General features: G+C 39.4%; 19 protein-coding genes. 8 read left to right on the top strand and 11 right to left on the bottom strand.

What is annotated here, in order from left to right; translation table 11 throughout:
- The coding region (locus EI164_RS08700; protein WP_318779513.1) for a transposase at positions 1-320 on the top strand (320 nt) is incomplete at its 5' end.
- Between the two features lie 108 nt (positions 321-428).
- Here the strand turns inward: EI164_RS08700 and miaA are convergent.
- The 4 genes from miaA to EI164_RS08680 form a co-directional block, all read right to left on the bottom strand.
- On the bottom strand, positions 429-1,568 hold the full coding sequence (gene miaA, locus EI164_RS08695; RefSeq protein ID WP_192519583.1) for a tRNA (adenosine(37)-N6)-dimethylallyltransferase MiaA: 1,140 nt from the start codon (positions 1,566-1,568) through the stop codon (positions 429-431).
- Positions 1,569-1,750: 182 nt separating this feature from the next.
- The gene (gene mutL / locus EI164_RS08690) at positions 1,751-3,541 is read right to left on the bottom strand and encodes a DNA mismatch repair endonuclease MutL (protein WP_192519582.1); all 1,791 of its coding nucleotides are present in this window, start codon (positions 3,539-3,541) and stop codon (positions 1,751-1,753) included.
- Between the two features lie 92 nt (positions 3,542-3,633).
- A complete protein-coding gene (gene tsaE / locus EI164_RS08685) occupies positions 3,634-4,164 on the bottom strand; it encodes a tRNA (adenosine(37)-N6)-threonylcarbamoyltransferase complex ATPase subunit type 1 TsaE (RefSeq protein WP_192519581.1) in 531 nt (176 codons plus the stop codon).
- Positions 4,164-4,784, bottom strand: coding sequence for a 6-pyruvoyl trahydropterin synthase family protein (locus EI164_RS08680; RefSeq protein ID WP_192519580.1), 621 nt, complete (start codon positions 4,782-4,784; stop codon positions 4,164-4,166). The genes tsaE and EI164_RS08680 overlap by 1 nt, the downstream gene beginning before the upstream one ends.
- A gap of 346 nt (positions 4,785-5,130) precedes the next feature.
- Between EI164_RS08680 and EI164_RS17290 the strand changes: the two genes are divergently transcribed.
- Positions 5,131-5,253: a hypothetical protein gene (locus tag EI164_RS17290; protein ID WP_263972660.1), complete on the top strand. Its 123-nt coding sequence runs from the start codon at positions 5,131-5,133 to the stop codon at positions 5,251-5,253.
- A gap of 96 nt (positions 5,254-5,349) precedes the next feature.
- Here the strand turns inward: EI164_RS17290 and EI164_RS08675 are convergent, their stop codons facing one another.
- The 3 genes from EI164_RS08675 to EI164_RS08665 all read right to left on the bottom strand — a co-directional run bounded on the left by EI164_RS08675 (position 5,350) and on the right by EI164_RS08665 (position 6,873).
- Positions 5,350-5,682: a YnfA family protein gene (locus EI164_RS08675; RefSeq protein WP_192519579.1), complete on the bottom strand. Its 333-nt coding sequence runs from the start codon at positions 5,680-5,682 to the stop codon at positions 5,350-5,352.
- A gap of 138 nt (positions 5,683-5,820) precedes the next feature.
- Positions 5,821-6,282 carry a methyltransferase family protein gene (locus EI164_RS08670; protein WP_192519578.1) on the bottom strand — a complete coding sequence of 154 codons (462 nt, stop codon included), beginning with the start codon at positions 6,280-6,282 and terminating at the stop codon, positions 5,821-5,823.
- A 147-nt stretch (positions 6,283-6,429) separates the two neighbouring features.
- Positions 6,430-6,873 (bottom strand): hypothetical protein, encoded by a 444-nt coding sequence (locus EI164_RS08665; RefSeq protein ID WP_192519577.1) that lies wholly within the window; start codon positions 6,871-6,873, stop codon positions 6,430-6,432.
- Positions 6,874-6,912: 39 nt separating this feature from the next.
- Between EI164_RS08665 and EI164_RS08660 the strand changes: the two genes are divergently transcribed.
- The 6 genes from EI164_RS08660 to EI164_RS08635 all read left to right on the top strand — a co-directional run bounded on the left by EI164_RS08660 (position 6,913) and on the right by EI164_RS08635 (position 13,555).
- On the top strand, positions 6,913-7,197 hold the full coding sequence (locus EI164_RS08660) for a transposase (protein ID WP_192519576.1): 285 nt from the start codon (positions 6,913-6,915) through the stop codon (positions 7,195-7,197).
- Positions 7,198-7,280: 83 nt separating this feature from the next.
- Positions 7,281-7,937 carry a TnsA endonuclease N-terminal domain-containing protein gene (locus EI164_RS08655; protein ID WP_087813925.1) on the top strand — a complete coding sequence of 219 codons (657 nt, stop codon included), beginning with the start codon at positions 7,281-7,283 and terminating at the stop codon, positions 7,935-7,937.
- Positions 7,927-9,906, top strand: coding sequence for a Mu transposase C-terminal domain-containing protein (locus EI164_RS08650; protein WP_087813924.1), 1,980 nt, complete (start codon positions 7,927-7,929; stop codon positions 9,904-9,906). Before EI164_RS08655 ends, EI164_RS08650 begins: the two co-directional genes overlap by 11 nt.
- Positions 9,906-10,766, top strand: coding sequence for a TniB family NTP-binding protein (locus tag EI164_RS08645; protein WP_087813923.1), 861 nt, complete (start codon positions 9,906-9,908; stop codon positions 10,764-10,766). The genes EI164_RS08650 and EI164_RS08645 overlap by 1 nt, the downstream gene beginning before the upstream one ends.
- A gap of 211 nt (positions 10,767-10,977) precedes the next feature.
- A complete protein-coding gene (locus EI164_RS08640; protein ID WP_192519575.1) occupies positions 10,978-12,138 on the top strand; it encodes a TniQ family protein in 1,161 nt (386 codons plus the stop codon).
- Positions 12,113-13,555, top strand: a complete 1,443-nt coding sequence (locus EI164_RS08635; RefSeq protein WP_192519574.1) for a hypothetical protein — start codon at positions 12,113-12,115, stop codon at positions 13,553-13,555. Before EI164_RS08640 ends, EI164_RS08635 begins: the two co-directional genes overlap by 26 nt.
- A gap of 17 nt (positions 13,556-13,572) precedes the next feature.
- On the opposite strand, the gene EI164_RS08630 is transcribed toward EI164_RS08635, so the two are convergent.
- The 4 genes from EI164_RS08630 to EI164_RS08615 all read right to left on the bottom strand — a co-directional run bounded on the left by EI164_RS08630 (position 13,573) and on the right by EI164_RS08615 (position 18,005).
- Positions 13,573-14,025 carry a nuclease-related domain-containing protein gene (locus EI164_RS08630; RefSeq protein ID WP_192519573.1) on the bottom strand — a complete coding sequence of 151 codons (453 nt, stop codon included), beginning with the start codon at positions 14,023-14,025 and terminating at the stop codon, positions 13,573-13,575.
- 199 nt (positions 14,026-14,224) lie between these two features.
- Complete coding sequence (locus EI164_RS08625) at positions 14,225-15,496, bottom strand: type VI immunity family protein (protein WP_192519572.1); 1,272 nt, start codon at positions 15,494-15,496, stop codon at positions 14,225-14,227.
- Positions 15,497-15,513: 17 nt separating this feature from the next.
- Positions 15,514-16,410, bottom strand: a complete 897-nt coding sequence (locus EI164_RS08620; RefSeq protein ID WP_192519571.1) for a VRR-NUC domain-containing protein — start codon at positions 16,408-16,410, stop codon at positions 15,514-15,516.
- Positions 16,407-18,005, bottom strand: a complete 1,599-nt coding sequence (locus tag EI164_RS08615; protein WP_192519570.1) for a DUF2345 domain-containing protein — start codon at positions 18,003-18,005, stop codon at positions 16,407-16,409. The genes EI164_RS08620 and EI164_RS08615 overlap by 4 nt, the downstream gene beginning before the upstream one ends.
- Between the last annotated feature and the right edge of the window lie 43 nt (positions 18,006-18,048).

The following is an 18,048-nucleotide window of genomic DNA, read 5'->3' as shown; positions in this document are numbered from 1 at the left end:
CTGATAAAGGGTATATCAGCCCGAGTCTGACATCGTACTACGACGCTCAAGGAGTAGATTTACAAACGCCACTCAGAGCTAATATGAAAGAAGATAGACCCAAACCTGTGGTAAGACGGCTAATGAAAGCCCGCCGTATCGTTGAAACAGTCATTGGTCAGTTATCAGAACGATTTAATATACAAAAGGTACGAGCAAGAGATTTATGGCATTTGTCTCATCGATTGATTCGTAAGATTCTGTCGCATAATCTGTGCTTTGTACTCAATAAAAAACTTGGTAACCCGCCTCTTCAGTTTGATTTGCTTATTTCAAGTTGAGAGTGGGGTATATTCCATATTAGGGTATGTCCTCATTTTAAAAATGAAGACACACCCTAATAAGATGGTTCTAAAAACGTTTGAATAGCCGTCAAACCTTATAAATTTTTAGTACAGATAATCTCTTGCCTGCGCCATCGTCGTAAATGTTTTTATCATTACCGCATTAGATACAGAGTGACTTTGCTCATTAGGCAGCTGTATCACTTTACGCAACCAAGTGTACTGACGTTTTGCCAACTGTCTTGTAGCATATAATGCCTTATTTTGCATTTGCTGACAAGCAAGCGCCTCGAACTCATCATCAGACATCGTAGATTGTACCTGACTTTGCATATTGTTATTTTGTGTTTCTGACTCACGACCTGACGCTTGAACCAATTCAAAAGCATCATAGAATTGTGCCTTATCTAAATGTGGTAACTCAAATACTGGGTGTTTTATATGTACTAGATACTCCAATACTTGCCGATAGCCTACACAGCGCATCGCCGCTAAATTGGGGGTTAATGTATATTGCTCAAGCAAACCGATCACTTCCGCTAATAATCCCTCATCCCACATTATATCCAAACGCTGCGCGATACGTTTATGCAACCATGGGCGGTCAGGTATCACTGCCAGCGCATGCCACTGCTGATTTGGATTGTGTGCCAATGCTTGTTTAGGCTGACGTTGCCAGTCACTAAGTGGCGTGTTTGTTTGCAGATACACTTCAACCGCTCGAGTAATACGCTGAGTATCGGTTGCATTCAGGCGCTCATGGCTTATGGGATCTATTTGACCGAGGTAATCATACAACGCTTCGATACCTTCATCCTGTCGCCACTGCTCCACCCGCGCGCGCGCACTAGCATCACTGTCAGGTACCGGAGACAATCCATCCAGTAGTGCCATGTAATACATCATAGTACCGCCCACTAGCAATGGAATCTTACCCTTTTGGTGACACTTATCAATAAGACGGGCAATATCACTAACGAACTCGGCAACACTATAACTTTGTATCGGGTCAATGATATCAACCAAGTGATGTGGGTAGCGTGCCAGCTCATCAGCTGACGGTTTGGCTGTGCCGATGTTCATATCACGATATATCAGCGCTGAATCTACCGAAATCAGCTCGTAGCGCCCTGTATCGTATAGCTCATAGGCTAGTGCGGTTTTGCCACTTGCGGTTGGTGCCATCAAACACACCACGCTATTATCTGTTAGCTGTTGAGATAAACCCTCAGACGACTGTCCCATAGGATTGCCTTTAATCATTATTTATAGTGAGTAGTTAGGAGCTAGCATCAAACCTAATTGATTATTTCTTCAGGAATAAATATAGTTGAGCTCAAATAATCTCGATACAAGCAAACCGAGTGCAAGCGATACATTAGCATGGTTAGCGAGGATAATGATGTAGCTGATTGATATGAATTTGACTATAGAAGCATCAGTGCTGCCAAATGATGAGTACTAATAGCTTTAATCGAATGCTTATTGAGCAACGTTTCAATATCTGTCATAAACAGCATCAAGTCTTGCGCGGACATCTGCTGACTTATAGTCACAAGTTGTTGATTAACATCTTTTGCAGTATTGGCTTGCTTAGCTTCCTGCAATATATTACCACTCAGTATCTTTGCTTCAAACAGTTGACTTAACTTTGATTGCCAGTCCTGCTCTCCAATAAGAAAACACTGTCCTTGATGAAAAAATAACAACCAAGGTAATGATGTGTCCTCAACGCATTTAGCAAAACTAGTATCAGTATCAGTATCAAGTGCTAACGTATCCAAGTCACTAATGACCTCTAAGCAAGTTGGTAAAGCTGCTGTTGCCGCCAATATATTGTTTGAGATATTAGCATACTGACCTGTAGACTCACTACCATTTAACGCTGACTCTACTAGATATTGAGGTTGCGACATTGCCTGACGGCCTGGGTGCTCATATGGCTGTTTAGCAGTATTCACCTGCCTGTTTCGGTTCGGAGATACAGCACTTTCGTAAGATTGTGTGGTAGGTACAACACCTATCCCTGCATCAGTTATAAACGTACTATCTTTTATTAATGGTTTGTCATGTGTGGCAGGCTGCTCTGGTACGTCAATATGCTTTAGTTTTGATTGAATCGCATGATTTAAATGCGCCATAATATTATTAAGCGAGCCAATTTTAATACGCTGCTTAGATGGATGCACATTGATATTAAGCCATTGCGTTGGCAAATCAAAATACAAGGCATAGCCAATACTATTTAGTCCAGCACTGTGGCTAAGTTGGCGCAACTGGTTACTAATAATTGGTTCTTTAACCAAACGACCATTCACATATAACAGTTTCGGTAATGCCTCTTGTGACCCTTGATTCAGTATGGGCCATATCCAACCACGGATACTGGCGTGATGACCAAGGCCATTATCATCGTCGTGTGCCATGGTTGGTGGTAGTAAGCTAGCAAGATCTATCATTATCTGTATCGCATTGTCCATCAATGCCATACCTGTTGCTTGCTCAAGACGCGATAAAGGCAAATAACCTACTACATTGTCATGATGGTTTGAGATAGCACTTGTAGCTTGCAAAGTTGATGACGCTTCATGAGAAGATAGCGACATGCGTTTCTTGTTATCATGAAACAGTGTGAGCGCTACATCGGCACGAGCCAAGGCAACATCACGAACCATTGACTCAATATGACCAAATTCAGTGGCAATAGACTTTAAGTTACCGCGACGTGCTGGCACATTGAAGTATAAATCTTTGACAGTAATGGTCGTACCACGATTGTGAACGATGGGTATCAGTTTTGGCTCATCCGCTAGGACACCAGAGACCTGTAGCTGACGACCAACACCGCTATCATCATGACTACTGGACAATGTTAGACGAGAAACCGCTGCCGTCGCTGCCAATGCTTCACCGCGAAAACCCAATGTTGCGATACCATGAAGATTGGCCACATCAGCGACCTTACTGGTTGCGTGACGAGTAATCGCCATGACCATATCGTCGGGATGGATACCAACGCCATTGTCTACCACTTCAATCATACCCATGCCGCCTTGGGTAATGTGTATCTCGATATTGGTAGCACCAGCATCGATGGCATTTTCAAGTAGCTCTTTGACCACTGCTGCCGGACGCGTTACGACCTCACCCGCTGCTAATTGATTAATGAGCAATGGCGACAGTTTTTTAATACGTGTATTAGAATAATTATCAGACATGGATGAGCATCGTATGTTTTGGATTACAGGCGCTTTGAATTAAAAGCATTTTGAATTACAGACACTTTGGATTACAGCCATTTTTCACAACATTAAATCTTGAGCGCTGATAAATCCAAATCCAGCGCTTGACCTGCTTTTGACAGTCGTAGCTCAACCAGACGAGACTCTTTACCATGAGTATCGCCATCACCTTGAGTTATATCAATAAACAACGTCGGCTGAGGCAAATAACCATCTGCACGGCTTGCCCATTCGATAATGACCAGTGCATTTGGCTCATCCAAATACTCATCAAATCCTATAAAAGACAGCTCTTCTGGATCTTGAAGACGATATAAGTCTGCATGATAGACTGGCTTAATCTTGCCATCGCCTTGTTCAATATTATAAGGCTCAACCAACGTATAGGTCGGGCTCTTTACTGCACCTGTATGACCAAGCGCTTGCAGCCAATAGCGAGTCAACGTGGTCTTACCTGCACCCAAGTCTCCTGCCAGCCACACACTACCCGTCAATGGTAAGTCAGCCAACTGCTGCGCCAATGCCTGAGTGTCTTGCTCAGAGTTCAGTATCAATGTTTGCGAGTGTTTACTGTCTTTTATCAATTTATCAGTCTGCATCAGTCTGAACCTGCCTGTGTTGGTTCTGTCTGAACCTGCATCGTCACGGATGGATTCATAAAACGCTCGCCGCGAATCAGTTTGGCATACAGCTCAGGGTCATGCCATTCTTTGGAAACTTGGTCGCTGAACGCAAACTCTTCCAAAACCAATTTACCCATTTGCTCATTGGCTACATCATCAGCGAAACACTGCGCATAGCCTGTCGCTGTCTCGTGTGCAATAACTGAGTACACACTGACATCCGACTCACCGTTTTGCATTTGAGTCTGGCGCAGAATCTCTTGCGCCCAAAAGAATATCACTCGTGAAAACTGCTCTGCCGATGGTGACACTGGCAGGCTTATCCAGCGCGCACTGAACTTTTTACAAGCATCGATATATTCAGGATCGTCTTTATTCCAAAAACAAATAGCATGATCGAAGCTGTCAATGATGTCTTTAATCGAAGACTTTAATAGACCAAAATCATAGACCATCTGACCATGATCTAAACGTTTGGCCTCTAAAATCAGCTCAATCTGATAACTGTGACCATGGATAGAATGCTTGCAACGTTCAGAACTACAGTTGCGAACGATATGGGCATTTTCAAATTTAAAGAGTTTACGAATACGCATAATAATATTGACCAAAGCTGTAAGCAGCATTGTGCTAAATGTTTATAAATAAAGGTTTGCCGTATCTATTCGTCGGCGTGTTGCCCATTATAGCAAATCACTATGTATCCGTAAGTAAGCACTTATGAATACTCATATTTATTATACGAATTGACATGACTCATTTGGGATTAACAAAGGCATTAATTGAATCGTAGGTGAATTGTGCGCGTGCTATCTATTAATACCTCTTAAGCCTATACTCATGACAGTACGCGATATCCGCGTCATCTGTACCAATATATTCCTTGAGGTCTGCTTATTTTGACTTTATGGATATTGCAGCTTATTTCAAGAGGAAAGAACCATGAGCAAAGGTCAAGACAGTAAAAAGAATGTCAAAAAGAAACCGCTTCTGACTGCAAAAGAAAAGAAAGCGGCAAAACAAGCTAAGAAAGAAGACAATAGCAGCATCTTAGGTAAGCATTAATAATAATTGCATTAATAGTAAGTGCATCAATATGCCAATCAAGCTTCACCGTTTGATTGGCATTTTTTTGGCTTTCGTTTGAATTGAGAATATGCCCTAGCCACTGCGCGGTGCAAACATAATAATCGCCATTCCTATCAGTGCAACTATCGAACCTATAACATCCCACGTGGTTGGTCGTATACCATTCACTGTCCACAACCATAAAATTGCCATGACCACATATACCCCACCGTAAGCAGCATAGACTCTGCCTACAGCCGTCGGATGCAATGTCAGCAACCATACGAAAGCTGTCAAACTCAGTACAGCAGGTATCAGAAGCCAGATTGATCTACCTTCTCGCAGCCAAAGATAAGGCAGGTAGCAACCGATAATTTCTGCTAATGCGGTAAGCGCAAACAGCCCAACGGTCTTTAATTCTGTCAAAACTTACTACTCCTCACCCACTACTCTGCAATCGTGATAAATCCAGTCAAATATTTTACAGCATTACCAGAGACCAGCACCCTATCCTTTACAACTGTGCAATCGAGCACCCCACCGCGACTGAATACTCTATAAGCTTTATATCCACCTGCGTACTTTAGCTATATAATCCTGATACTCTATACCAAACTTCTGTGTCATCATTCTTTCTTCTGGTTGGATTTGAAAGCGCGTCATATAAATCATAAAAACAGGCACTAGCATAAATGGTAAAAAATGAGACAGATAAAAAGCCCAACCTAATAGAATAAGCACCAATCCTAAATACATCGGGTTTCGGGTGTATTGATAAATACCACGTGTCACTAGGTTTGTAGCTTTTTCGGGCGTATGCGGATTCACGGTGGTTTGCGCTTTTTTAAATTGAGCCACACCCATGACCCCACTACCCAATCCTATAGTACTCAAACCAATCGCCAGCGTATTTGATCCATCAAAATCGAACTGTAAATTAGGTATAATTCTAGAAGCGCCATACATAACAGCGGCTATAATAATAACTTGCGCTACAGGTGGGATTTTGAGCTCTAGAGTATTCATAATTAGGCCTTCTCTATTTTTAATAAAAATTATGATGGTGTTCCACCAAGCGTGCTGACAAGGAAAGTTAAAACGACACCTTATTCTACGTTTTCTTGTTTTATCAGACTTTCAAAGCACTCATGATATTTCTATATTTTTTAAAGCTTAATCTTGGTCATCTTCAGAAAAGTCAAAGTACAAAATATTCGACCAAACTCCCAGACCAAGACTAAAGATAGCTTGTTCTGATTCATTGGCAGACAATGCCTTCGCGGGTGTTGGACGGCGGCCAAACAGTTTTGCCAATAGTCCAATAGGTCTTGGTTGTTCGTTCATGACTTTCGCAGGTGGCAACAGTGACTGATATGCCGCCTCTATCTCAGGCTGCAAATTCTGTACTTGATTGAGAAGTGCCAGATTTTGCGCTTCTATTGGCGTCTCGCTCATAGAAAAAATCTCGCCACACTCCAAAATAAAATACTGATTTTGGTTCTCTGGCATTTTTAAGAACTCAAGCGCTTCTGTAATTGGAGCCTGAGCAGCAGGTAGCCTAATAGCTGCTAAGAATGCTTCAAGATTTTTCTGTAGTGGCATAATTAAATTGGACAACTGCTAAGAGGCTATACTAACCCAAAGAAGGAAAATAGTATGACCAACAAACGCAACCAATATACCCGAGAATTTAAATTAGAAGCGATTAGCTTAGTCACTGATCACAACCGCACCATACCTGATGTGGCAAGCTCACTGGGTATTGGCAAATCTACCCTGCAGAAATGGCTGAGTCAGTACCGTCAAGAAATGAGTGGCCAAGCGCCTAAAGTCGGCAACGCTTTAACGGATGAACAGCGCGAGCTTCAAGAATTGCGTAAGCAGGTTAAGTCGCTTTTCTTAATAAATGTCAGGTATACTGTCAATAACCTTACTTTATAGCTTAAATTACCTTAATAGATATCAATCATTCCTTTATAACCTGTCAACTAATTACATACTATACCCAATAGGTGTCAAAGATTATGCAACAAATGAGAGTTATTAAGCCAACCAGGAGAAGTGTATCTGGCCTTTATTCCTATAATGGGCTATCTATTCCTTACGAATCTACTTTAGAACGTGATTTCGTAATCTTTCAGACTTTTAGAACTAATGTATTAGAAGTAATAGCACAACCTGTCGTTATACCTTTTAAAAAGAATGGAAGAGCTTATAAATACACACCTGACTACTTTGTGCATTTAGATGACGGTGCAGAGTATAGGCAAGAGCTGATTAAGCATTTAATAGTTGAAGTAAAACCTAGAAGTGAGTGGAAGAAAAACTGGAGAGATTGGTCAGATAAATGGAAGGCAGCTATAAGTTATAGTGACGAGCATAACTTTCGTTTTAAAATCTATGATGAATCGAGAATTCATCACAAAGGTTTAGAGAATGTGAAGTATGTATTACGCTTTAGAAAAACTGCCTGTTGTGAACACGATATTCAAGTCATATTAAATCAAGTAGAAATGATGGGAAACACAACAATTGAATATCTTCTAGAGAAGTTCTTTAAAGGTGGAATTTATCGACCTCAAGGTAAACGTACTATTCTGCATTTGCTTGGTACTAAAAGACTGGGATTTGACTTTTGGGAAGAATTAGACGAAAAAACGGAGGTTTGGCATGTACAGTAGTCGCATTGATGAGAGTAAAAATTTAGATAATGAAGAAATCATCCCAAACGTAGGATTCACCTTAGATAGAGCTGCTATTCATCTTGCTAAGGGTAATATTTATTGCCACAAGCAAAACGGTGATCAGTTTGAACTTATTGAACTGGCTGATTTTAATCAAGCACTTTTCAAAAGCATTGAAACTCTTAGAGTAGAATTGCTGAGTATTCATGACTTTGAGAACCTTCCTAATCCGAATGGTACTGTCATCAATGTAGATTCAGAATGTATCAGTGATGAAGACTGGGAAAAAGCTCAGAAAAAGTATTTCGCCATTCAGCCATTAATCGCTCAAAAAAAAGGCTATAGAGGTGTTGATGGTTATGAGAGAAGAGCTAAAGAGAGCGGTGTTACAAGTAGAACATTGAGAAGGTGGGTAGATGCTTACCAACATACAGGTTCTATTGCTTCATTGTTAGATAAGAAAAGAGGGTGGACGAAAGATAAGACTCGTTTGGACGAAGCCATGAATGACTTAATTAAAACAGTTATTTACGATTATTACTTAACACCACAGCGTCCAACCATGCAAGCGACAGTAAGAATGGTACATAAACGTTGTCATGAACTAGGAGTTGAAAAGCCTAGTGGCAATGCAATACGATTCCGTATCAATCAGCTATCTGAGTCGACAGTCTTGAAAAAGAGAGGGTATAGAGAGAAGGCGAAAAACAAGTTTACTCCCAAAACAGGACATTTTCCTGAGGTTCTTGCTCCATTAGACGTAGTACAAATTGATCATACACCTGTTGATTTAATAATTGTAGATGATAAACATCGTAAACCTATTGGAAGACCCTGGATCACTATAGCTATTGATATCTACAGTCGAATGATAACAGGCTACTATATTTCCTTAGATGCTCCATCTGTTACTTCGGTGGGCATGTGTCTAGCTCGAAGTATTTTGCCAAAAAACGAGCTGTTAGAGCAAAATAATATTGAGAACATAACTTGGGATGTATTTGGCTATCCAGAAAAAATACACGTCGATAATGGTTCAGATTTTAGATCAGAAGACCTTAGAAAGTCCTGTGCTCTACATGGAATCAATATTGAGTTTCGACCCTTGGCTCGTCCTGAATATGGCGGTCATGTAGAACGTATGATCGGCAATATTATGAAGAAAGTGCATGAGTTGCCTGGTACAACTTTCTCTAATATTAAACAAAGAGATGGTTATGATGCAGAGAAAAACGCATCGCTCACTCTTGCTGAGTTTGAAAAGTGGTTTTTAACTTACATTACTAAGGTTTATCATCAAAGTATTCATTCAAGTATCGAAAAAACACCGTCCGAACAATGGAAAATCGGGATATTTGGAGACTCATTAAGCGAGGCCAACGGTATACCAAAATTACCTGTCGATGACATAACTTTGAGACTAGACTTTATGCCAAGTTTTGAGCGAACTATTCAAAGCTCTGGAGTCCGTATCGAAGGTATATATTACTACGATATCTGTTTAAATCATTATGTAAATACATCAGACAAAAATGGTAACAAAGAAAAATATATTTTCAGACAGGACCCAAGAGATATTAGCCAAATATGGTTTTTTGATCCCAAATTAAAGCAATATTTCAAAATTCCTTATGCCAATCAGGCTTTGCCTGTTATGAGTCTTTGGGAGTATAAACAGCTTAAAGGCTTAGTTAGACAGAAATATGGCAAGTCTAATGAGCATCTAATATATCAGGCATGGGATGAAATGCAGTCACTCACTGAGAATGCTACATCGTCAACTAAAACTCAACGTAGAAAAGAGCAAAGGCGCAAGCATCATGTCAAATCTCAAAAGCATTACGCACCTAAAGAAGTAGAAGTATTCGAGCTTTTAGAAGAAGAATCAAGAGTCTCTGATAGCATCTTAGACATAACATCTGACGATAGTGATGATGGCATATACTTTTATGAGGATATCGAATAATGAAACAAGAAATCCCCTATACACATATTCATCCAAAATTCCGTCATATTGCGCTTTTGCCTAATGAAGAGAGGTTGCGATTTATAGATGAACCTCGTTGGATTGGTTATGACAAAGCTAATCAGTCTATGGAAACCTTGCAAGGCTTAATGAATAAAGTTAAGCAACATAGAATGCCTAACTTAATGATTATAGGCGACTCAAATAATGGTAAAACCACACTGATAAATCAATTTCATAAGAAGTTTGGCTTACCTTATATCGATGATTTTAAAGATTCTATAGTCCCTGTAGTTCTGATACAAGCGCCCCCTTCTCCAAGTGAAAAGGAGCTATATATTAGTTTGCTTGAGCGCTTAGCATTACCTTATCGAAGTACTGAGCCAACTACAAAACTTCGTTACCAAGTTATTCATGCCTTTCGATGCTGCAATGTCAAAATGCTTGTCATAGATGAAATTCATTCCTTGCTAACAGGCACTGCAAGACAGCAAAGACAAATAATGAATGTCATTAAATTTTTATGTAATGAGCTTCAAATGCCAATTGTTGTAGCAGGTACTAGAGATGCGGTTAGAGTATTACATACTGATCAACAGCATATTAGTAGATTTGATGTAATAGAGCTTGAGAACTGGAACAATAATGTAGATTTTCGAAAACTTGTCGGTAGCTTTGAGAGAGTGATTCCACTTAAGAAGCCGTCAAATTTAACACATCCTGATAAGCTTCGGATAATACACAGTATTAGTAAGGGTAGAATTGGCGATGTGAGAAGATTAATTTCTGAATGTGCTATTGAGGCTATAACATCTGGTAGTGAAGAGATAACATCAGAGATATTGAGTAGTAGAGTTTAAATACATATATTAAGCAGCTTTTTTAGGCAATAACGAAAAAAAATCCTATTAAAACTCTTATCTTTCATGATAAAAGCACTAGTCCTTAGCTGGTTAAAGCTACTTTAAATCGAGTCTGTAACTTACTAAAATAAGGCTGATCTTATTGACTTGCTTATAGATTATAGACTTAAAAATTAGATAAATATTTTCTGCTGTTAATGAGCAAATTATGGCTAAGATAAACCAAAGTGTTACGCAAAATTATCGGATAAGACCGTTAACGTTCTCTACACCTTTACTAGAGGGTGAAAGTCTAACTTCATGGCTGATAAGAGCTGCCCTTAGACAAGGATGCAGCCCATTGACGTTTACTCACTACTATTGGCCTGAACATCGTATTTGGACGTACGATGTAGATAAAGGATTTAAGTACATTAATTCTCAGATACATTCTGATATAGCGGTGTTAGCAGTTACGGCTATAGATGCTATTAATAATCAAACACTAATAAATTTTTCAAAAATTTTATCTATTGAATCTAGTAGCAAAGTCGCTCTACTTTGGACTCAACCTCTGTCGAAACGAAATCGTTATTCAAGAATTGGATATCCTTACTGTTATGAATGTATGACTAATAATAAAGAAGCTCATCTTAAGCTACAATGGCGCTTCACATGGTCAGTATGCTGCATAGAGCATAGAAAATTTCTACAGGTTGATTGTCCGTACTGCAACCTACCTTACCAACCACAGTTGATAGAGCCAGAACAAGAATTCATAAACCAGTGCCATTCATGTCATCATAAACTAGATAAAACGACTTTAGACACAATTCCTAGTGAGGTAGTCTATAAATTTCAACTGCTAGCAAATCAAGTTCTATATAGTAAACAAGGTACTATTTTAGGAAAAGTTGTTGATATAGCTGAGTGGTTTGATTATTTACTCTTTTTAATTAATCTAGTAAGACAAGCTTTGAAAAACCCTGACTATATGTTTGGTAAATTACTTTTAGAACTAGGTATTGACCTTAGTGAACTCTCATCTCCCAAAACAAGTCTAAGATTTGACTTTCTTCCCTTGGAGGAGAGGATAGTATTAATTGAGCATGCTTACTATCTACTGCAAGTAGAATGTGATGATTGGATATATTATTGTCAAGAATTAGACATTACTCAAAATAGTTTTCAGTGGTCAAAACGTACGATAGTCCCTAAAGCTTTCTCTCAAGTTTATGATCAACTACCTAAAGTACCTTCACGCGAGTACAAGAAGCAGTCAAGTGGTATACATCCTGCTTCACTAGAAGCAGTAATGGCTGCTTGGAGCAGATTACAACGCAAAATAGAGATGAGAGAAAGCTATGACAAGCACCTTAAAAAAGAATAAAAAGCGGTGCGACTCATGCGCTAATGAAAACGTAGAGATTAAAAGACGTTATAAAAATGAAACATATTGCGCTAATTGCTATCGTATATGGTTTATTAAGAAACCCTGTAGTAAATGCGGTGAAATAAATCGGTTGCATAAAAAAGAGGATTTTGCTATCTGTAGTGGTTGCCGTATGAATCAGCCGTGTACTCGTTGTGGCGGCGCGGCGGTTAAAGATGGGGCTAATACTGAATACGGACGAGTTTGTCAAACCTGCTATCAGGGCTATTTTAAAGACAAAAAAAAGTGTTTTGAGTGTGGTGAATTTAAAAGAAATATCAGTAGTTATTCAAGGCTGTCTCACGATCAAGCGGTATGTACAAACTGCTTTCAGGGTCACTTTATGCAAAGCTGTTCTTTGTGTGGTAGATATAGGGAGCTTGTAGATAGCGAGCAAGGTAAGATATGTCAAAAGTGCCATGAGTTCGGTGAAATACCTTGTGAGAGTTGCAACAAACCTATGCCCGCTGGTATGGGGAAGAAGTGTAATGAGTGTTATTGGAATCAAAGACTAGAGCATGAGACAGAAGTTAATATCTATCTGCTGTCATCAGAGATAATGAGACAGGCTTACACTCAATTCACAAAATGGTTTGCAGCTGAAAAAGGTAGTATGACAGCGACTCTAAAACACAATAATTTTATAAATTTCTTTACTCGCTGTGATGAAATATGGAGCAAGATACCAAGCTATGAGTCGCTAGTAAAAGAGTTTAAGCCAAATGGACTGCGTGAAAATCTAACGGTACTGCGCTGGTTAATTAAAACTAAACAGATTATTGTAAACCCTAAGATTAAAGAGCAAATTGCTGAGCAAGAACGCATTATTAATCTATTAGCAAAATTTAATGATAACGAACCTACTTGTATTAAAAATTATCATAGTTTTTTATCTCAAAAATTACTCAAGCGCAAGACCTCTCTAAAATCGGTCAGACTGGCTTTGCAACCTGCAACAGGTCTTTACATTGAATACAACGTTACTGACTTAAATACGCCAACTCAAGAGCAAGTAAATAGCTATTTACTCTTAAAACACGGTCAGTATAGTTCATTATATGGATTCATCTGTTTTCTAAACAAGGAGTATAATTTAAATTTAACCTGTGAAAAGCCTACTAAAAATGAGATATTCAAAGCTAATCGGAAAGAGGTCGAAAAACAAATTATTGATCTATTTAATCAGAAGAAATTATTGTCTAAAACTGATAAGTTGAAATGGTTGCAGCTCAGTATGATGTATTTTCATTGTGTTCATATTAGTTTAAGCTCACTAAAGACTTTGAAGTCTAAACAAGTAGATCAGCGCAATATGATAATACTAATATATGATAGAAAAGAATACTGGTTACCTAGTCCTATCCAATCAAACTAACCATTTGATTTCTTAGATTAACACATGAAGTGCAATACCAAATGCGAGGTGAAAAAAAGACCTAGATGCGCTAGCATCAAAGTCTTTATCCACCGACCAAAGTGAGATTGCACTTCATGTGTTAATCTAAGAAGTAAGTTTTTAATTTGCAACTGTACGCTTCTTGCCTGTTTTAAAGGGTTCTCTCTTTTCTGTAATGTGCCGTTGCTATTTTTTATCGTAAAATGACTTGGTGAAGCAGATTCTATGTATGAAGCACTCCAATCTTTGACTTCAATTAGCAACATACCGTGACGTATGGAAAAGATTAAGAAGTCACCATGTTTGCTTTTGATTGACGCACATGGTTCATACCAAACAATCCACTCATCATCAGGTAATAAGGCGCTCTTTAGGAGGTTATATACTCTACGTTCACCAGCTGTTGCATCAACTGCATGTCCGATACTATCTGGAATCATTTCTGCCATGAATATCCTTTATAAATAACATATTAACTATTTTCGCGGAGTTCAACCATCACCAAGTAATTTTGTAGCCGAAAGACTCTATTAAAGTAACTCTACTCAATAGATACTAAAATTAAATGTGTCAGAGATTTACTTAAATATAGATTGTGACTAATAGCTATTTTTGATTAAAATTTATATTGGTACATAAGACCTAATATTAGAGTTTTTCAAACAAAGTCCATACTATGGAAATTTTTTCCTCAATATGACCATGCTGATCCATTTTAATAAAATAGGGTGCTCTATCGCCTTTCAATAAAATTACATACTGTCGAAGGTCTTCAGCTCTTTCATAAGGTTCCGCGAAATATACTGGATGATCTCTAACGTGGTCATACTCTTCTTCATAGCGATAACGACCGTCAACCTCACAAGTTTGCATAGATGTTAGCTCTACTAATTTGATTAGCGGTTGACGCAAAAGTTTATCATCTACATATTGCGGTAGTTTGCGCCATAATCTAGGATTATCAAAACGCCTTATCCACAAATCAGTGAAATGTTCATTGAAGCTTTGATAACCGATACCCTCATCATAACCATTACCCAACGAATCATAATTACCATTACGCATAGGACGGGTAAGTGCATTAATTTTTAAATAACTATCAGGGATTTTTTCATCTGCTGGTAGTAACTGTGGCATATCGCCAGCGATTAATAATGTTCCATTAGAATAATCTCTATAAGTGATTTTTTGTTCTTTTATTTGAGTCTTAAAAATATCAATTCCACCGACCCGCTCTGTAAGCTCATGGCTAATGTAAGTCCACCAATCAATACTTCTAATACCATGATTTAGAGTCATGATATCGCCAAGATCATAAACATTAAGACCAAGGAAACAGTGAGTCTGATCAAGCATGTCAATACCTACTCTACCATTATCATAACCATAGGCGGGACTCCACCCCATAGTGGCATAATAAGGATTTAAGCGGCTAATGCAGTCGTTAAAAAGATTAATGATTGCTTTATGAATGACTGTATCGTAAAACTCTTTTCTATGAATACGGAAAAGTAATCTACTTGGCGTTTGAGTCTCCCAACCCCGTGCAGTAAGACAAGATAGCTTGTAATCAAAAACTTCGTCTAATTCTTTATGGCTGCCACTGGCAACGAACCATTCGATACTGTCGTCAACATGCGCGTTGTTATCTAAAGTTTGCTGAAAGCTTGGTAGTTTATCAATTGGTTTTTGTGTCCAAGATTTAGGATCAAAGCCCCATTCAATATTGTCACCGAACAAATCCATATAATGCTCAATACAAGCTTTTAGTTGTTGTCTTACTTCCTTAGTATGCCCATCCCAGAATAAAAAACAGGCCTCTAAATGAACAGATAAAACAGTCAGACCGTTATCTCCAAGGCTTTCATCAAAATATTCAAACTCGTCTTTATATTTTTCAATTTCTTGTAACGTTTTCATAATTTATCCTTTTATTTTTATTGCGTGGCTACTTTAAAAATTAGTACACCTGCTACAATTTCAGGTGCTAAAAAGATACCTACAGCAACTGTGGCGACAACCACACCACCAATAATAATATTAGTAATTACAGGATTATCGACGTAATCTGAGATAGGTTGAGTTGAAGGACTAATGGTTCCATGTATTATAGGAGTTTCATGTTTTACAGATACTTGAACCCATGGATTAGCCAAATAAGTGTATTGTTTTGCTTGTGCATCATACTGCTTTACTCTTCTAGAACCACAGCTACAATCTGTATCTCTCAATCTTTTAAACTTTTTATTTGAACCTGCAATTCTTCTATAAGCTATGATTTGCTCAGTCGACAACACATCATTGCCAAACTTAATTTCAACAACTGTCGCTATATTGTCTCGTACAGGTATTAACTTTTGAAAGTTACCTGTACCTGTCATCCGTAGTTTAATTAATTCTGCGTCTGTAATCTTTAAAACGATACAGTCAGGTATCCTTAATCGACCAATTGCACTATCTTCTAAATTCTTTTTAGCAAATAAACCCATTTTAGACGCTCTTCCAAGTGGAAAACGGCTAGGGCGCATTTCTTCACCCTTTTTAGGACTCATAATAGGCACAGGGGGATTTTTAGTCATAACATAGCCAACCTCAGCTTTATATTTCCAAACTAAGTGATTAGCCTCTTCCTCTTTCCATATAGCAAGTGTACAAGCTCGTTGTTTGAGTTTAGCACCAGCTTTACTAACACGTGGAAAGCTTTCAGCAAGACAAATATGAGCGCATAAATAACTGCGTTCTGTGCTCAATGGTAGTGTCAAGATCTGACTTTCTGCAATGAGTTTAGTTGAGGTTTTTCCTTGACCAGTAGCAGGTTTTGAGGTTTTACTCATATATTTAAATCCGTGTAATATTCTTCGCAAGCTTGATGATACTGATCTGAGTATCCTATATCATCGAGTACATGTATTGTTAATTCCTTAGAGCCGTAAGTGGTAATAGTTTGAGTCTTACCTTCTTCATCGGTTGATCCATGAAACTTTGTGCCATTATTTAATTCAATGATGTATCTATGATTTTTTATAAGCCCTCCATTAACATCTTTTAGAACAAAATATTCTTCGTGATGTTTGGGCATTGATGGTAATTTCGATTTAACTCTAGCCCCACTCACCAGCGCCTTCTTCACCGCCTTCACCGTAATCTCACCAGGCGCAACCAGCTTGACCCCACTCTCATCAATAGTGATCGACGCTCCAGCGCTGGTTTGTAGCTTAATGCGCTTGGGACTGGAGATATTCACTTGACCCGATTCACTACCGATTATCATATCAAGTTGGCTGTGCAGTTGCAGCTCACCGCCTTGGGCTTGAATGGCGAGTGGTTCTCTATTGGCACTGATATGCAGTCCTGAAAGAGTGGCCTGTCCTGCCACCCCTGACAGTGACTCTATGGTATCAGCAGATAGCGTATAGTTGCCTGCCACCACATCCGACTGGGTAGCGCCTGATTGCCGCATGATAGTTTTCGCTGTCCACAGCGTATTACTCGCTGAGGCAAGAATACTGTCTTTACTCACTAACATTACATCCGATGCGCCGAGTACTTCAGCGCCCAGCGTCTCATCCATGACTTGAGCCGTTGTTTTTAATCCTGCGATTATATCTCTAGCGTTTTGTATGGCTTGTGTCGATTGCAAGTGCGCTTGTTTGGCCTCAGAGAAGGTTTCACTCAAATCAGCCCCTAATCCTAGTTGCCGTTGTCCTGCGTCATTCACCCATGCTGACTCATGATCTAATTGCGTATGTATGATACCAAAGGTGGAGAACAGCACCCCTTGATTGCCCGTGATCTGCAAGCTATTGTCACTGGCTACTCGAAAGCCATGACCGCTAATGCTAGATTGATGGTTGCTATAGCGGTGACGTAGTACGCCAATCTCTAGCACATGCTGATTGGGGGCGAAGGTTGCCTTGTCTGTGCTGATAGGTGTCATAGAATTAGCGCGTGCTTGGCTATTGACACTCCACTGCGTCCCAATCTGATTGGGCGTATCATCAAACAATAGGCTCACCTCAGAGCTAGTGGTCAGGCCATACTGAGCGATACCTGTAACCCAGCCGCTATGGCTATCATCGTCTTTGATCTGGGAGTGACCTAGTCCATCTCCATGCCATCTAGGGGAACTGCCGCCTTGTAAGTTATGTCGGTTTGGTAACCCAGCATCACGAGTGGTGATGTCATCAGTATCGCTATCACCCATGCCGATACCGTCATAGAGGGCGCGACTGATAACAGGACTGTCGATGTCGCCATACCAATGAGTGAGCAGGACGGATTGACCGTCTCTTGGAGCAAACTGCCAGCCGTGAGTAGCCCCTGATGATAGTTGTAGTGAACGTAGGGGTGGAGTGATGTTGTTAGCGCTGCTACTATTATCAACAGCTGCCCATACAGGGGTGGTTACCGTTTGTTGTGTAGTGGTCAACTAATTTAGGACACCTGATAAGAGGTTTTTGTTAAAGTAGCGT

The sequence above is a fragment of the Psychrobacter sp. FME13 genome, assembly GCF_014861395.1.
Taxonomy (GTDB): domain Bacteria; phylum Pseudomonadota; class Gammaproteobacteria; order Pseudomonadales; family Moraxellaceae; genus Psychrobacter.
The sequence above is the reverse complement of the archived record's forward strand: the minus strand, read 5'-3'. Positions and strand labels throughout refer to the sequence as shown.

Bases quoted from the DNA above. Each gene is read 5' to 3' on its own strand.
- mutL (WP_192519582.1), bottom strand. From the start codon at position 3,541: ATGTCTGATAATTATTCTAATACACGTATTAAAAAACTGTCGCCATTG.
- EI164_RS08680 (WP_192519580.1), bottom strand. From the start codon at position 4,784: ATGCGTATTCGTAAACTCTTTAAATTTGAAAATGCCCATATCGTTCGC.
- EI164_RS08650 (WP_087813924.1), top strand. From the start codon at position 7,927: ATGTACAGTAGTCGCATTGATGAGAGTAAAAATTTAGATAATGAAGAA.
- EI164_RS08625 (WP_192519572.1), bottom strand. From the start codon at position 15,496: ATGAAAACGTTACAAGAAATTGAAAAATATAAAGACGAGTTTGAATAT.
- EI164_RS08660 (WP_192519576.1), top strand. From the start codon at position 6,913: ATGACCAACAAACGCAACCAATATACCCGAGAATTTAAATTAGAAGCG.
- EI164_RS08655 (WP_087813925.1), top strand. From the start codon at position 7,281: ATGCAACAAATGAGAGTTATTAAGCCAACCAGGAGAAGTGTATCTGGC.
- EI164_RS08635 (WP_192519574.1), top strand. From the start codon at position 12,113: ATGACAAGCACCTTAAAAAAGAATAAAAAGCGGTGCGACTCATGCGCT.
- EI164_RS08620 (WP_192519571.1), bottom strand. From the start codon at position 16,410: ATGAGTAAAACCTCAAAACCTGCTACTGGTCAAGGAAAAACCTCAACT.
- EI164_RS17290 (WP_263972660.1), top strand. From the start codon at position 5,131: ATGAGCAAAGGTCAAGACAGTAAAAAGAATGTCAAAAAGAAACCGCTT.
- EI164_RS08640 (WP_192519575.1), top strand. From the start codon at position 10,978: ATGGCTAAGATAAACCAAAGTGTTACGCAAAATTATCGGATAAGACCG.
- tsaE (WP_192519581.1), bottom strand. From the start codon at position 4,164: ATGCAGACTGATAAATTGATAAAAGACAGTAAACACTCGCAAACATTG.
- EI164_RS08645 (WP_087813923.1), top strand. From the start codon at position 9,906: ATGAAACAAGAAATCCCCTATACACATATTCATCCAAAATTCCGTCAT.
- EI164_RS08670 (WP_192519578.1), bottom strand. From the start codon at position 6,282: ATGAATACTCTAGAGCTCAAAATCCCACCTGTAGCGCAAGTTATTATT.
- EI164_RS08630 (WP_192519573.1), bottom strand. From the start codon at position 14,025: ATGGCAGAAATGATTCCAGATAGTATCGGACATGCAGTTGATGCAACA.
- miaA (WP_192519583.1), bottom strand. From the start codon at position 1,568: ATGGGACAGTCGTCTGAGGGTTTATCTCAACAGCTAACAGATAATAGC.